Genomic DNA, 15,838 nt, shown 5'->3' on the forward strand with positions numbered 1-15,838 from the left:
GAGACAAGGCGCTCAACTGCCCAATTGCAGTACTATCGGTCTTACGCGTAACTTGGCGTAGCCCTTTGGCACGCCGCGCCAAAAGCCCATGTGCCATCAGCACAACCATAAACCACGCGCCTGCAAGCCATGGCTTCAGCCCGAAGGCCGCGACCAACATGATTGGCGCAAAAACTGTTCCTGAAAGCGGCGCAATCAATGTGCCGGCGATCACCGCCGCGACAAGCGCCATCGCGCAACCACCAACCAACGCGCGTGCAGCGCCCAGCTTTCCTGGCATGCCCATCCAGCGGCGGGTCATAAATAATGCAATCAACCCGCTTACCGCGCCGGTTAACACGATCCCGATCTCTGTACCAAAGGGAGAGCGCGTCAGCACCTCCGACGTATTACTACCTGACATAACGAACAGGGTCATTCCCGCAGATGTCGCCCCGATGGCGGCATAGGCCGTTGCGAACGCCTTTCCGCCGCGCGAAAGATTAAAAAAATCTCCAAATACTCTTGCCATCATACGCCCTCAATACTCGTCTCTACTCAGGTCACTATACGAGGTAGATGGTTAACAATCCGTGTCAAACATCACAGACCCCTACCTTATACGCCTTCTTTATGCCATATTTGCCTTATTCTCGCAACATTTATTAAAAGTGGTGAGAGACCTATAAACGCTAAAAATACTTAAGCGAACTCAAAGGGATATCACGAATATCCGAGCACCCACGCCGAAACATATGCGACAGTTCATCGCAATTATTAAAATTGTGTCCAAACGGGACACAAGCGACCGCCAGAGCGATTCCCGATCATCCCACCTAAACCGTCAAGCTGCGCGGAAAACCAAGCTTACCCCGTTCAAACAATGACGCTTGCCTGTAGGCTGCGGACCGTCGTTAAAAATATGCCCCAGATGGCTTCCACAACGGCGACAATGACATTCGGTGCGCACAGAGAATAACTTGCGGTCCTCCATCGTGCCGATTGCGTTTGGCAGGCTTTCGAAAAAGCTGGGCCATCCGGTCCCACTGTCATATTTTGCCTCGGATGCATACAGCGGCAAATCGCAGCCGCGACAAAAATAGGTCCCGGACGCATAGTTTTTATCAAGCGGTGACGAACCCGGGCGTTCAGTCGCTTCATGACGCATCACTTGATACTGCAGATCAGTTAGCATCTCCCGCCATTCAGCATCAGTGCGGGTTACCTCAAACACTTCTTGCGCAAACCCGGCGCGCCCGAACAAAAGCGTTGCGATTGACAAGGTAACAAATTCTCTGCGGTACATGGTAACTTTCCTCTTTGGCTGCCCCATTTATAGCGCAACATTGTATTTCAAGCGATGCACCTTGCCGTTACCTCTGGTACTTGCAGCGGCGCGCGATATGTTGCATCCCGGAACACAACATTCGACGATAGATGCAAAGGCACGCACATGGCTGACGGTACATTGGATATGAACGCAAAACCGACCGAAGATATTTCGGTCCGTGAGGTCTTTGGCATCGACAGCGATATGAAGATCAAAGGCTTTGCAGATCGCACAGATCGCGTGCCTGAAATCGACAGCACCTATAAGTTCGACCCCGATACGACGCTCGCGATTTTGGCAGGTTTTGGCTATAACCGCCGGGTGATGATCCAAGGGTACCACGGCACAGGTAAGTCATCGCATATTGAACAAGTTGCGGCGCGCCTGAACTGGCCTGCGGTACGGGTGAACCTCGATAGCCACATTTCCCGGATTGATCTGATCGGGAAAGACGCGATTAAGCTGCGCGACGGCGTCCAAGTGACTGAATTCCATGAAGGCATCCTGCCATGGGCGCTGCGCAACCCAGTTGCCATTGTCTTTGATGAATATGACGCAGGCCGCGCTGACGTGATGTTTGTCATTCAGCGCGTGCTTGAGGCTGACGGCAAATTGACGCTGATGGATCAAAACGAAATCATCACGCCCAACAAACACTTCCGCCTGTTTGCGACCGCCAACACCGTTGGTTTGGGCGACACCACAGGGCTGTACCACGGCACCCAGCAAATTAACCAAGCCCAGATGGACCGCTGGTCGTTGGTCGCGACTCTCAACTACCTGTCGCATGACGCGGAAGCCGCGATTGTTCTGGCCAAATCACCGCATTTCAACACAGAATCTGGCCGCAAAACGCTGAGCCAGATGGTGACGGTTGCGGACTTGACCCGCACCGCCTTTATGAATGGTGACCTGTCGACAGTGATGTCGCCACGCACCGTGCTGGCCTGGGCGGAAAATTCGCGCATTTTCCAGGACGTCGGCTATGCGTTCCGTCTGTCATTCCTGAACAAATGTGACGAGCTTGAGCGCCAAACCGTCGCTGAATTTTACCAGCGCTGTTTTGACGAAGAGCTGCCCGAAAGCGCAGCGAGCCTTAGCCTCGGCTAAGGATGCCCAAAAAGACAATCACCATAACCGCGATGGAACGCCCGGCGTTATTTGCGGATATGGTGGCGTCGCTGACGCGTTGCGGGTTAGACCGATGGCATGTCTACGTTGCAATTGAACCAGGCGATCATCAAGAAGCACTGGCGCAGATTGCAATGGATCTGCTACCCAGCGACCAAATTACAATTCTGCGCAACCCAAAACAGCTAGGCGTGCGCGAGAACCCCAAAGCTGCGATTGACGCTGCTTTTGGTGACCGATCAGATTTCAACCTTTGCCTTGAAGAAGATTTTTTGCTTGCGCCAGACGCGTTGCAACTGGCCGATTGGTATATCGCAAACGCGCAGCCGCATTGGGTGTGTCTTAACCTCCTCGCCGCAAGCTGCGGGAGCACGGGCAATCTGTCCGCGCCAGCCTATCCGGAACTCTTGTTTGAGAGCAAAGGGTTTAGTTCAATTGGCCTTGGCTTGACGCGGCGCAACTGGGATCAACTGCGCCCCCATTGGAGCGCACCCACTGCGATCAGACGCAAAGGATACCATGACATCGCCGTTGATGGCTGGGATCATGCCTTATTCGCGCATCTATTGAAACATCCCGCCTTGCGCAGCATACATCCGGTTGCGGCGCGCTGCACGCATGTAGGCGCGACTGGTACCTACTGCACCCCCACTTTCCAAGACGCCGCATTTGGGCACATCGCATTGGCGCTGCGCGATGCCGATGCGGCCGCGCGCGACGGGTTTTCTCTTGTTCCAATCGCGCGGTTGCCACAACAGATTGTCGGCCACGTGCGCGCGCAACAAGATTTCGCAAACCTGCTGGCCCAACAGGTCACAAGGTTTGAACCAACCCGCAGTTATCTGTACGATCGGCTGAGCCATTGGAATCGCAAACGCCGCCGCCGCAATCAATAGCGGGATGCAGACGCGAAACCGCCGCGCGATAGCCACATTCCGGTCCGGTTTGTCGGCATTATACCGTTCACGACACAACCGGGAGCAGACCATGAAAATGAAAATTGGCACAGAGTTGCCTTCAGATTACGTGGTCAGCCACGCAGACCTCACAGATGCGGCAACCACATTGATCGCGCAGACATTGCTGCCGCTTTTTGCGGAAAGCATGACCGAAGAAGTCTCGCGCGCCAATGTCGAAGGGATCGTCACAGAGCTGGCCTATTTGTTTGACGAAGGCGCCATCGAAATCGGTGGCAAAACCTATTTGCCACGCTTGGCCTTTGTGGATGAGGCTGGTGCCACCTTGCCCGGCGTCGCAGAGCTGACCACGATGCACGAATTTGTCGAAGATCTTTTTGATATCGATCCAGCCGCGCAAATCACCTTTGAAGAGCCAGAGTTCGACGAATAGCGGGCGGTAAATTTGCCTGTCTTGGCTCTGGTCATTGGGGCGTCGCGTCTTTAGTTTGCACCTTAACAAAGGATGCAGCGCATGAAGAACCCGACCGACAACCCCGCAGATCCGTTTAAAAAAGCGCTGGCCGAAGCGACCAAGACGATGGCCGATGACACAGAGCTGTCGGTCACCTATTCTGTTGATCCTGCAGGACAAACCGCTGATAGCATCCGCTTGCCACAGGTCACGCGGCGTATGACCCGCGACGAAGTGCTGCTTGCGCGCGGGACGGCTGACGCCTTTGCGCTACGCCACAAATTTCATGATGCAAACCTTGCCGCCCGCTATATGCCCCAAGGGCAGATGGCGCGTGATTTGTACGAAGCAATGGAAACAGCCCGGATCGAGGCCGTAGGCGCCCAACATATGCCCGGCACCGCTGGCAATATTGACGCGAAAATCGAAAACGAAGCCACGCGCAAAGGCTATGATCAAATATCGAACGCCTCTGACGCTCCTTTGGCCGTTGCAGCAGGCTATATGATCCGACAGCTGGCCACGGGGCGTGACCTGCCCAAAGGCGCAGACAATGTGCTGGACCTTTGGCGCGGCTTTATCGAAGATCATTGTGACGGCACGCTTGATGGATTGGGCGACGCGCTGGACGATCAGCAGGCATTCGCAAAACTGGCGCGCCAAATGATCAGCGACATGGGCTATGCCGATCAGTTGGGCGACGATCCTGACAGTCTTGACGATGATCAAAACGACGAGGCCGAAGACGGCGGTGACGAGGATCAAGAACCCGAAAGCACAGGGGACGACGATGAAAGCGACGGCGAAGAAGCCGACGCTTCGCCCGAGCAGTCACAAGACGAACAACAAGACGCAAGCCAAGCCCAAGTCAGCATGGATGATCAGGCCGATCAGGACATGGGCGAAGAAGCCGAAATGCCAGAAGGCGAAGCCCCGCTTGATCCGCCTGCCCCGCAACCTGTGTCTGATGCAGACCCAGAGTACACTGTCTATAGCGCTGAATTCGATGAAGAAATCGGCGCCGAAGATCTCGCAGAACCTGCTGAATTAGACCGATTGCGTGCCTATTTGGATCAGCAGCTAGAACCGCTCAAGGGTGCAGTTAGCCGATTGGCTAACAAATTGCAGCGCCGGCTGCAGGCGCAACAGAACCGATCATGGGAATTTGACCGCGAAGAGGGCATCTTGGACGCCGGGCGGCTTGCTCGTGTGGTGGCATCCCCGACAACGCCCCTGTCGTTTAAGGTCGAAAAAGATACCGAATTCCGCGATACCGTGGTGACGTTGTTGCTTGATAATTCCGGGTCCATGCGGGGCCGCCCGATCTCTATCGCGGCGATCTGTGCTGACGTGATGGCGCGCACGCTGGAACGTTGCGACGTGAAGGTCGAAATTTTGGGCTTTACCACGAAGGCGTGGAAAGGCGGGCAATCGCGTGAAAAGTGGCTAGGTGATGGGCGCGCGGCAAAGCCGGGACGGCTGAACGATCTGCGCCATATCATCTATAAATCGGCGGACGCCCCTTGGCGGCGGACGCGCCCCAACCTAGGGCTGATGATGAAAGAAGGGTTGCTGAAGGAAAACATCGATGGTGAGGCGCTCGAATGGGCGCACCGCCGCGCAGTGAACCGCCCAGAGGCACGTAAAATCTTGATGGTGATTTCTGATGGGGCACCTGTCGACGATTCCACGCTGTCTGTGAACCCGGCAAATTATCTTGAAAAACACCTGCGCGACGTTATCGCCATGGTGGAAAAACGCAAAGCCGTCGAACTGGTCGCCATTGGCATCGGCCATGATGTGACCCGCTACTATGAACGTGCGGTGACGATCACGGATGTGGAACAGCTCGCAGGTGCGATGACCGAACAGCTTGCGGGCTTGTTCGATAGCGACCCGCGCAAGCGGGCGCGTGTTCTGGGCATGCGCAAGGCCGGCTAGGCAAAAGTTTCGGCCGCACTTATTAACAGGGGCATACCATGTTTCAAACCTTCGCGGCGCAAACCACACCTGAACAAGGTCCGCCCCGGCTAAAAGCTTTGCGCGCGCAAATGCAAACCGCAGGTGTCGATGCTTTCATCGTGCCGCGTGCTGACGCCCATCAGGGTGAGTATGTGGCCCCCCGCGACGCCCGGCTTGCGTGGTTGACGGGGTTTTCGGGCTCTGCCGGGTTTTGCGCGGTGTTGCCGGACATCGCGGGCGTGTTTATCGATGGGCGCTACCGGGTGCAGGTCCGCGCCGAGGTCGCAGATGCGTTTACCCCCGTGCATTGGCCGGAAACGCAGCTTGCCGATTGGGTCATGGATCACCTACCAAAGGGCGCGGTGATCGGCTTTGATCCGTGGTTGCATAGCGCGCAAGAAATCGCATCGCTGACGAAGAAACTCCGCGCATACGATCTGCGCGCGACAGATAACTTGGTCGACGCCATCTGGCACGACCAACCCCCTGCTCCGTCCTCCCCGTTCTTGGTCCAACCAATTGAATTTGCAGGCGAACCTCATACGGAAAAACGCATACGGATTGCAGATACCCTGACCGCAGATACAGCGGTGATTACCCTGCCTGATAGCATCGCATGGCTGCTCAATATCCGCGGGACAGATATCGCGCGCAACCCGGTACCGCAGGCATTTGCTATTTTGCATGCGACTGGCATGGTTGATCTGTTCGCAGGTACGGGCAAGGCAGACGGTATCCGCGACCATCTCGGGCCCGATGTGCAACTGCATGACGTCAGCGCGTTTCTTGGCCACATTGCGCGGCTATCCGGCCCGGTACAGATCGACCCAAAAACCTGCCCCGATATTGTCGCACAAACGCTGATCCGGACCGGCGCGGAGGCCAAACATTGCCCCGACCCCTGCCTGCTACCCAAGGCCATCAAGAATGCTGCCGAGATCGCAGGCGCGAAGACCGCGCATCACCGCGACGGCATCGCCATGGTGCGTTTTCTTGCCTGGCTTGATACTGAAGCCCCGAAGGGCGCGCTGACCGAAATCGATGTGGTCACAGCACTTGAAGGGTTCCGCGCGCAGACCAACGCACTGCGTGACATTAGCTTTGAGACCATCAGCGGCGCGGGGCCGAACGCAGCCATTGTGCATTACCGGGTCAATGAAAATACGAACCGCGCTGTTAATCCGGGGGAATTGCTGCTGGTGGATAGCGGCGGTCAATATGTTGACGGCACAACAGATATCACGCGGACGATTGCGATTGGCACCCCGACCGAGGATCACCGCCAATGCTACACAAGGGTCCTACAAGGGATGATTGCGATCAGCCGCATCCGGTTCCCCAAAGGGGTCGGTGGGCAGCATTTGGATGCGCTGGCGCGCGCGCCGCTTTGGCTGGCAGGTCAAGACTATGATCATGGGACCGGCCATGGTGTCGGCAGCTACCTCAGTGTCCACGAAGGCCCGCAGGGTATTTCGCGCCGATCAGAAGTTGCGCTGGAAGCCGGGATGATTCTGTCGAATGAGCCCGGCTATTACCGCGAGGGCGCGTTTGGTATCCGGATCGAGAACCTGATCACCGTCATCCCTGCCCTCGCCCTGCCGGGCGCGGATGCACGTGACATGCTTGGCTTTGACACGCTGACCTATGTGCCGCTTGACCGACGGTTGATTGATACATCCCTGCTGGCGAATGCAGAACGGGACTGGATTGATCAGTATCATACGGATACAGTCGCGCTTCTTGCGTCGCATCTTGATGCGACAACTTGCGCATGGCTGGAAGCGGCCTGCGCGCCGCTTTGACATAAAACTGTCACGGCCTACCCATACCACGCTACGGCGGTAATCGATTACCGCCCTCACCAAAGGAATTCGCTTATGGCTGACCATATAAATATTCGCCCCGTAACCGGTACATGGGTTGTTCGCGCTGGCGGCGCTGTATTGGGCGAAAGCCAGAACGCACTTGAATTGACCGAAGGCGACTACCCTGCTGTGATCTATTTCCCGCGCAGCGATATTGCCATGGCGTTTCTAGAGCCATCTGAAACGACGTCTTCATGCCCACATAAGGGCACGGCGTCTTATTTTTCAATTATTGCAAAAAGCGGACCAATAGCGGATGCGGTCTGGTCTTATGCGGCCCCCGCGGCAGGCGTTGCAGCAATCAAAGATCACCTCGCATTCTACAGCAATAAGGTAACCGTCGAAGAGGTCTAGGAATGTTCCTCGGCTGCGGTTTCTGACAGCGCCCGGTTCATCGCCTTCAGCGCATCGACCTGAAACAGCGCGCCCCATAATGCAGGCGGGCTGTCTTCGCCACCCAATGTGACCACCGGAATAAACGTATGCCCTGCTTGGTCAAACAACGGCATAGCTTGTTCTAACGTGGCGTTGCCGTCGATATAAACACCATCACGGATAAGATCCCAACAAGCATCTTCGGGCGCGGCACGCGGAGTATCGGCTGGGCGCATAATCGTTGAGACCTTGAAGGTCGCCAAAAGATAGGCCTGTGGACCTGCGGCCAAATGCACATTGCGCCGCTCAAGCTGCGTCAAAAAGAACGACCGATCCACCAGCCGTGACGACAGCGCGGTTGAAAGGGACACAGCCACCATCACCGCAAGCCCGGTCTGCCAATCGCCTGTCAGTTCAAACACAATCAACGTCGTTGAAATCGGCGCGCCCAAAACTGCAGCCGCAACCGCGCCCATCCCGGCCAAAGCATAAAGCGTGCCTTCGCCTGAAACCGTTGGGAAAATCGCCGTTGCGATGGCCCCAAAGGCCAAGCCAGTCAGCGCCCCCAACATCAACGACGGTGAAAACACGCCCCCGCCCATACGCCCGCCCATAGTGATGGCCACAGCAATGACCTTAAGAATGCCAAAGATGATCGCCTCGTGGAGCAGTAATTGGCCCGTAAGCGCGGCAGATGTCGTCTCGTAGCCGACGCCAATCACATGCGGCCACCAAATTGCGAGCATCCCCACCAGCCCACCCGCAATCGCTGGACGTAAAAAACGTGGGATTCCTATTTCGTTTTGAACGTAGGTGCCAAAATTATCGGCCCAAAAAATGGCCTTCATCAAGATGACGGCCACGAGCCCACAAAGCAACCCCAGGATCAAGAACGCTGGCAGTTCAACGTAGAACGCCAAGGCTTGTTGGGTAGGCAAGACAAATTCAGTCACATCGCCAAAGGCCAATCGGTTGATCACGGTCCCCGCAACTGATGCAATCACGATCGGCGCAAAAGCGTGCACTGCAAAATGGCGCAATACAACCTCTAGCGCGAAAAGCGCCCCAGCAATCGGCGCATTAAAACTCGCCGAGACGGCAGCTGCGACCGCGCAACCCAAAAGATCGCGACCTGTGATTCCATTTGCATTAATCCAACGACACACAAGCGTTGAAATGACCGCGGCAAGATGAACCACCGGACCTTCGCGGCCGGTAGAGCCACCAGAAGATAGGGTGATGAGCGAAGCAAAAGCCGATGCAAGCCCCCTGCGGGCCTCGACGCGCCCCTCTGACAGGGCCGCGGATTCGATCACATCCCCAACCGAACGCACCCGGCCGTCATCGGTAAACCGATCCAGAATGATCCCAACAATCAGCCCGCCAACAATAGGAATCACAATGATTAGATACCAATCAAGCCCCGCGACATGGCTATGTAGGAGCGTCACGTCATCGGTACCGTAAAGCGTCGCCTGAATGTAATCGATTCCCAACCGAAACAGCAATGCAGCCAGCCCGGCACATATCCCGATCGCCAATGCAATAAACCAAAACTGAATCTGCGTGGGGCCACGGGTCTTGATCACATGCGCGGCTTCAACGCACGCGGCCTTTGTGTCGCCAATCGCTTGATCTAGCAGTTTCTTAATCGGCTCGCCCATGCCGTTGGTCATCCCAAATCGTTAAATAGCCCGCAAATGCCGTTAATCTCGGTGTAAGCGATCCACCGAGCCAGTCCAAGTACCCATCGTAAAACGGTGTGTTCGTCCGAGAACGAATCAAAACTCCTAGCTCGCACCAAGCTCCACCCGTAGCAGCTGTATAGAGGGAACCCATCATTTCAGCCCGCAATGCAGATCATCCCGACAACACGAAACAACTTAAGGATGTAATCCTCCATTTTGCACGCCGACATAAAAACACCGATACTTTTTCTTTTTGCATTAGTATCAATACTTAACAATCCTGAAAACGATTACGTGAAGAGTGAAGAAAAACCCTTAATTTCCATAGAATACTCAGCCACGCCACAGGGTTGCAGGGGAAATACCTAAAAATAGGTCAGTTATAGTGATATACTTTGGTACAGGTTGATTGATAGCCACCCGCTCTGGTAGATTGTTACCTAGAGGAAATTAGGCCTCGTGTATTAGCCAGTTTATAAATCGTTTGACGGTTATTCAGCGGTTTTCGTGTTGAGGAGGAGGCACGGTTAAGGTCTCTCTCAAGACGACAGTGTGAGATACGTACCTTCGACGTGAGTGGAAAAGGTACGTCATAATGAGTGGGTCGGGTAACAATTTCTAGGGGTGGGATGCACATATTACTGCGCATCCCGCCCCTAACTTATTTTTGGCTCGCGATCAGCGCCTGCGCCGCAGCGCGAGCTGCATCGGTCACCACGTCACCAGAGATCATCCGTGCAATTTCATCAACGCGTGCCTCTGCGCCCAAAGCAATCACGGTAGAGGTCGTCGTGGCGTCATCTTGACGTTTTTCGACCCGCCAGTGGTGTCCACCTAAGGCAGCAACTTGGGGCGAATGCGTCACGACCAGAACTTGCCTACCATCCGCCAATTCGGCCAGACGACGGCCAACCGCATCTGCGGTCGCCCCACCAACGCCACGGTCAATTTCGTCAAATATCATCGTCAGGCCAGTCTCGGCCTGGGTCAAACAGACTTTCAACGCTAATAAAAACCGGCTGAGCTCTCCGCCGGAGGCAATTTTGTTGAGCGGCCCAGCAGGCGCGCCGGGGTTGGTTGCCACAGTAAAGGCCACCGTGTCCCTGCCCGATGGTCCCGGATCTGCTGGTGCAATATTCGTCGCAAAAACAGCGCGTTCCATCTTCAGTGGGGCCAGCTCTGTCGCCATCGCCTGATCCAGTTGCAGAGCAGCTGCGCGGCGCTTTTTGGTCAGCCTAGCTGCGGCTTCTTCATATATTGCTTGCGCGGTTTGTAGATCACCATTGAGCACGTGCAGATCACGCGCACCATCATCAAGCAGCGCCAAGCGGGCGCGCAACCCGTCGGCAAACCCGCGCAGATCATCCGCCAGCACCCCGTGTTTGCGGGCCAAACCACGAATAGCGAACAGCCGCTCTTCGACATTTTCAAGATCAGAGGTATCGAACGACAGCGCTTCGAGACACTGCAATATCCCATTTTGTGCCTCATCCAGCGCAAGCTGGACCCGTTCAATCGCGGCAAGCGGTTCATCAAGCTGCCCTTCGGCCTTATCCGCGACACCAATCAGCCAACGTGATGCATCGCTAATCATCCCTTCGGCACCATTCAAGCTTAGCGCCTCTCCGGCTTTGGCAATATCGGTGCGGATCTTTTCGGCCGCTTGCATCATCCGGCGTTGCGTATCAAGCGTCGCCTCTTCGCCCGCTTCGGGCGAGAGCGCATCAAGCTCGCCTACGGCGTGGCGCAGGTAGTCTTCTTCGGCTTGCACTTCGGCGATGCGCGCCTCGGCGGCGGCCAGTGCCTTTTGTGCCTTGGCCAATTGCAGCCAAGCCGCACGGGTCTTGTCTAAATCTGGCGCAAGCCCCGCATAGCTATCAAGCATCTGTTGATGTCCACGCGGATTCAAAAGCCCCCGGTCATCATGTTGACCATGCAATTCAACCAATGTTTCCGAAAGGTTACGCAAGACTTCACCGCTGACACGGCGGTCATTGATCCACGCCGTTTTGCGGCCATCACGGGTATTTACGCGACGCAAGATCAGCTCATCTTCGGCAGCGATCCCGGCATCCGCTAGCACGGCTAATCCCGGATGCCCCTCAGGCAAATCAAACCAAGCGGTAACTTCGCCTTGATCGGCACCTTGGCGCACCAGTTCAGCACGCCCGCGCCAACCCAGCACAAAGCCCAATGAATCAAGCAGAATAGATTTTCCGGCCCCGGTTTCCCCGGTCAGCACATTCAGCCCCGGTTGAAACGCCAATTCCAGCCGGTCAATGATAAGCATATCCCGGATATCAAGACCCCGTAGCATATCAGCCCCCGAATCTTGCGCCGATTACAGCCATTCGCCGCGCACGACCTGTCGGTAAATCGACGCCAGCCAATTGTCACCGGACACTTCAGTCGACAGCCCTTGCCCCGTCAGCAACGCATAGCTTGATTCGTACCATTCGGTTGACCGGTAGTTATGCCCCAAAATCGCGCCTGCGCTTTGCGCTTCAGCAGTGAGCCCAAGTGACAGGTACGATTCGACCAAGCGGTGGAGTGCTTCGGGTGTGTGAATGGTGGTTTGGAAATCTTCGACCACAATGCGGAAGCGGTTCGCGGCCGCCGCATAGTGGCCACGCTTCAGATAGTAACGTCCGATTTCCATCTCTTTTGCGGCCAAATGATCAAAGGCGAGATCAAACTTTAACACCGCAGAGCGCGCATATTCGCTGTCTGGATAGCGTTCAATCACCGTACGCAAAGCCTGTAACGCTTGGAACGTCAGCCCCTGATCGCGACCGATATCATCGATCTGATCGTAGTAAGACAGCGCCAAGAGATAGGCTGCATAAGGCGCATCCTGTTCGGCTGGGTAGAAATCCAAGAAACGTTGCGCGGACGCGCGGCTGTTCTGGTAGTCCTCGTCCCGGTGATAGGCGAATGCCTGCATGATCAGCGCGCGTTGGGCGTATTCAGAATAAGGATACAGCCGTTCAATTTCGCCAAATGTAAAGGCGGCATCATCTTGATCCCCCTGCGCCAACTGCTGTTCGCCACGTGCAAAAATCTGATCTGCGGTCATTTCATCCAGCGGAGCAGAAGGATTACCTGCGCCACAGGCGGACAAAAGCGCAAATGCCATTGCGGCGCCAACCTGCGTTGTCCGCATGCGGAATGTGTTCAAGCTGACTGACATCGAGCGACCTCATTACTGACGGTGCGCGCAAGACACGCACCAATTGTTAGGGATCGGTCTAGCATAGAAAAATCTGGTGCAAAATGCCTTTTGAGCACCCGGTGATCAACTGTGCGTCGCTGCTTTACGCAACAGCGTGAAGATCGGCCATGCTCACCCCGACACCGGGCAAACGCGCCGCGATTTTTGCATCACAATTGACCCAACGCCATGCGGTCGAATCTGCAAATAGCGCATGTAAAAGCCGGTTCGTCATCGCGTGGCCCGCACGCGTACCTGTATAACGTCCCAAGATCGGCGCGCCGGCCGTGTAAAGATCACCCAATGCATCCAGCATTTTATGGCGCACCGCTTCATCCGCGTGGCGCAGCCCACCGGGTGTCAACACATCCGCACCATCAACGACAACGGCATTTTCCATCGAACCGCCAAGCGCCAACCCATTGGCCCGCATGGCATCCACATCCGCAGAGCGGCAGAACGTCCGACTATCACACAGCTCGCGCACGAATGTGCCATTCGCCATATTCAAGGTCTTGTGCTGTTTACCAATCGCCGCATCAGCAAAATCGATCGCAAAATCGATTTGTAACGACGTTGCAGGCGAAAGCTGTGCAAAAGCCGCACCATCCGTCACAGACACATCTTTGAGAATTTCAATCGCGCGCAGCGGTGCGTTCAGACGTGTCAGGCCCGTCTGCACAATACCGCGCACAAAGGTCGCGGCGCTGCCATCCAAGATCGGCACTTCGGGACCGTCGATGTCGATAAGCACATTGTGAACACCACAGCCGGAAAGCGCCGCCATCAGGTGTTCAATTGTAGATACGGTCACCCCATCGGCATTCACCAAACGGGTATTAAGCGGTGAAACAATCACCCCATCCCATCTTGCCGCAAGCCGCGGGGTACCCTGTAGGTCAACCCGACGGAACACGATGCCCGCATTTGCGGGCGCTGGATGCAAGACGACTGAAACAGGCGCACCAGAGTGTAGACCTGTGCCTTCAAAGGCCGCTTTGTTTTTCAGTGTCGTTTGCACGGTTTTCGGGTGCCTTAGATGATTCCAGTTTCTTTACAGAACTACGCGCAAGGGCTGCGCGGCTCAACTCACTCTTTACAACGGTATGAAACATCACATGGCAATATTATGGCGGCCCAAGTAGGGCATTGCCTTAAAAGGAAAAAGGCCGCCCTGGGGCGACCTTTTCAAAGTATTAACGCAGCGTTACCGTAAGGTTTAGTTTGCCTGACGGCGCAAGAACGCAGGGATTTCGATGCGATCTTGGTCTTCGTTTGCTTCGGGTTCTTGGTGCAACGGCGTGACCTGCGGCTGTGCCCGTGTTGGCTGCGCGGCAGCGGCTTCAGCTTGCGCACCGGTCATCCGGTTGATCAAAGAATTGATACCAAATCGCGGCTTTTCTGCTTCTTCAGGAGCGGGCGCAGCAGCCTGCGGCTGCGCGGGGGCAGCACGCTGCGCGGGTGCGCGGCTCACGGCGGCTTGCAAACGCGCCAGAGCTTCGGGGGATGGTGTTCCCGGCGTGCGAGGCGCAACAAAGCTATCGGCCTCGGTTACCGCTGGTTCAGCGCGTGGCGTATATGCGGGCGGGGGCAGATCGTCAGCTGCGGCAGTCTGTGGCGCAGGCGCGGGCTGTGGTGCAGCAGCGGTTGGCATATCCAAATCTTGGAATAGCGTGCGTTCTTGTGGCTGTGGTTGCGGCGCTGGCGCAGCAACCTGCGCCGCTGGTTCTTGTACTGGTGCGGGCGCCGGTGCAGCAGCAGCCGGTGCAGGTTCTTGCACAGGTGCAGGGGCAACTTCGGGCTGTGCCAAAGGTGCGGCCATGCTGCGGCGAGGCAGCGGGGTATCAGCATTGCTCATGACAGCGTCAATGCCGGTCGCAACGACAGAAACGCGCATCTTGCCTTCCATCCCGGTGTCAAGCGTCGAGCCAACAATGATGTTTGCCTCTGGGTCGACTTTTTCGCGGATTTTGTTGGCCGCTTCGTCCAATTCGAACAGTGTCAAATCGTGTGAACCGGTGATGTTGATCAGAACGCCCTTCGCGCCTTCGAGGCTGATTTCATCAAGCAACGGGTTCGCGATGGCTTTTTCTGCCGCTTGGATCGCGCGGTTTTCGCCTTCGGCTTCGCCGGTGCCCATCATCGCCTTGCCCATTTCATCCATGACGGCGCGGACATCCGCAAAGTCGAGGTTGATCAGGCCGGGACGCACCATCAGGTCAGTCACACCTTTCACACCTTGATACAGAACGTCATCTGCAAGAGAGAAAGCTTCGGTGAATGTGGTGTTTTCATTGGCCAGACGGAACAGGTTCTGGTTTGGAATGATGATCAGCGTATCCACAACCTTTTGCAGGGCTTCAATGCCTGCATCGGCTTGTTTCATGCGCTTGCCGCCTTCAAATTGGAACGGCTTGGTCACGACGCCAACAGTCAGAACGCCCAATTCACGGGCTGCCTGTGCGATGATCGGGGCTGCACCTGTCCCGGTGCCGCCGCCCATACCTGCGGTGATGAAACACATATGCGCCCCAGCAAGGTGATCAACGATTTGTTCAATGCTTTCTTCAGCAGCAGCGGCCCCAACCGTTGCGCGCGCACCCGCACCCAGACCTTCGGTCACTTTCAGACCCATCTGGATTTTTTGTTCAGAACGCGATTGCTGCAGCGCTTGCGCATCAGTGTTCGCAACAACAAATTCGACGCCTTCAAGCGCCTGTTCGATCATGTTGTTTACTGCGTTGCCGCCTGCCCCACCTACACCAAACACGGTGATACGTGGTTTCAGTTCTTCATGCCCCGGGAGGGAGAGATTCAATGTCATTGCTCGATCCGCCTGTTTTTATGAGCCCGTCCCACCGGGCGCCTGACTGCTTATTGCTTACATCCTAACCGGGTGATGCCGAAAGGTCACGGGAAAAACACA

General features: G+C 55.9%; 13 protein-coding genes. 6 read left to right on the forward strand and 7 right to left on the reverse strand.

The window, feature by feature from the left end:
- The coding region (locus tag Yoon_RS13845) for a hypothetical protein (protein WP_238112956.1) at positions 1-514 on the reverse strand (514 nt) is incomplete at its 3' end.
- 309 nt (positions 515-823) lie between these two features.
- A complete protein-coding gene (gene msrB, locus Yoon_RS13850) occupies positions 824-1,285 on the reverse strand; it encodes a peptide-methionine (R)-S-oxide reductase MsrB (protein ID WP_238112957.1) in 462 nt (153 codons plus the stop codon).
- A gap of 147 nt (positions 1,286-1,432) precedes the next feature.
- On the opposite strand from msrB, the gene cobS reads away from it, so the two are divergent.
- The 6 genes from cobS to Yoon_RS13880 all read left to right on the forward strand — a co-directional run bounded on the left by cobS (position 1,433) and on the right by Yoon_RS13880 (position 7,992).
- Complete coding sequence (gene cobS / locus Yoon_RS13855) at positions 1,433-2,419, forward strand: cobaltochelatase subunit CobS (protein WP_238112958.1); 987 nt, start codon at positions 1,433-1,435, stop codon at positions 2,417-2,419.
- A 2-nt stretch (positions 2,420-2,421) separates the two neighbouring features.
- The gene (locus Yoon_RS13860) at positions 2,422-3,336 is read left to right on the forward strand and encodes a hypothetical protein (RefSeq protein ID WP_238112959.1); all 915 of its coding nucleotides are present in this window, start codon (positions 2,422-2,424) and stop codon (positions 3,334-3,336) included.
- Positions 3,337-3,427: 91 nt separating this feature from the next.
- Complete coding sequence (locus tag Yoon_RS13865) at positions 3,428-3,790, forward strand: hypothetical protein (protein ID WP_238112960.1); 363 nt, start codon at positions 3,428-3,430, stop codon at positions 3,788-3,790.
- 81 nt (positions 3,791-3,871) lie between these two features.
- Positions 3,872-5,752 carry a cobaltochelatase subunit CobT gene (gene cobT, locus Yoon_RS13870; RefSeq protein WP_238112961.1) on the forward strand — a complete coding sequence of 627 codons (1,881 nt, stop codon included), beginning with the start codon at positions 3,872-3,874 and terminating at the stop codon, positions 5,750-5,752.
- Between the two features lie 38 nt (positions 5,753-5,790).
- Positions 5,791-7,575 (forward strand): aminopeptidase P family protein, encoded by a 1,785-nt coding sequence (locus tag Yoon_RS13875; RefSeq protein WP_238112963.1) that lies wholly within the window; start codon positions 5,791-5,793, stop codon positions 7,573-7,575.
- A 75-nt stretch (positions 7,576-7,650) separates the two neighbouring features.
- Positions 7,651-7,992: a DUF427 domain-containing protein gene (locus Yoon_RS13880; RefSeq protein ID WP_238112964.1), complete on the forward strand. Its 342-nt coding sequence runs from the start codon at positions 7,651-7,653 to the stop codon at positions 7,990-7,992.
- On the opposite strand, the gene Yoon_RS13885 is transcribed toward Yoon_RS13880, so the two are convergent.
- From Yoon_RS13885 to ftsZ, 5 genes are all read right to left on the reverse strand, one after another.
- Positions 7,989-9,677, reverse strand: a complete 1,689-nt coding sequence (locus Yoon_RS13885) for a chloride channel protein (RefSeq protein WP_238112965.1) — start codon at positions 9,675-9,677, stop codon at positions 7,989-7,991. The two genes, Yoon_RS13880 and Yoon_RS13885, sit on opposite strands and share 4 nt — an antisense overlap.
- 685 nt (positions 9,678-10,362) lie before the next feature.
- Positions 10,363-12,018, reverse strand: a complete 1,656-nt coding sequence (gene recN, locus Yoon_RS13890; protein ID WP_238112966.1) for a DNA repair protein RecN — start codon at positions 12,016-12,018, stop codon at positions 10,363-10,365.
- 24 nt (positions 12,019-12,042) lie between these two features.
- The gene (locus Yoon_RS13895; protein ID WP_238113234.1) at positions 12,043-12,837 is read right to left on the reverse strand and encodes an outer membrane protein assembly factor BamD; all 795 of its coding nucleotides are present in this window, start codon (positions 12,835-12,837) and stop codon (positions 12,043-12,045) included.
- Between the two features lie 178 nt (positions 12,838-13,015).
- On the reverse strand, positions 13,016-13,933 hold the full coding sequence (gene lpxC, locus Yoon_RS13900; protein ID WP_238112967.1) for a UDP-3-O-acyl-N-acetylglucosamine deacetylase: 918 nt from the start codon (positions 13,931-13,933) through the stop codon (positions 13,016-13,018).
- 198 nt (positions 13,934-14,131) lie between these two features.
- Positions 14,132-15,736 (reverse strand): cell division protein FtsZ, encoded by a 1,605-nt coding sequence (ftsZ, locus tag Yoon_RS13905; protein ID WP_238112968.1) that lies wholly within the window; start codon positions 15,734-15,736, stop codon positions 14,132-14,134.
- Positions 15,737-15,838 lie beyond the last annotated feature (102 nt).

This window comes from Yoonia sp. I 8.24 (assembly GCF_022096995.1).
In the GTDB taxonomy this organism is placed as follows: domain Bacteria; phylum Pseudomonadota; class Alphaproteobacteria; order Rhodobacterales; family Rhodobacteraceae; genus Yoonia.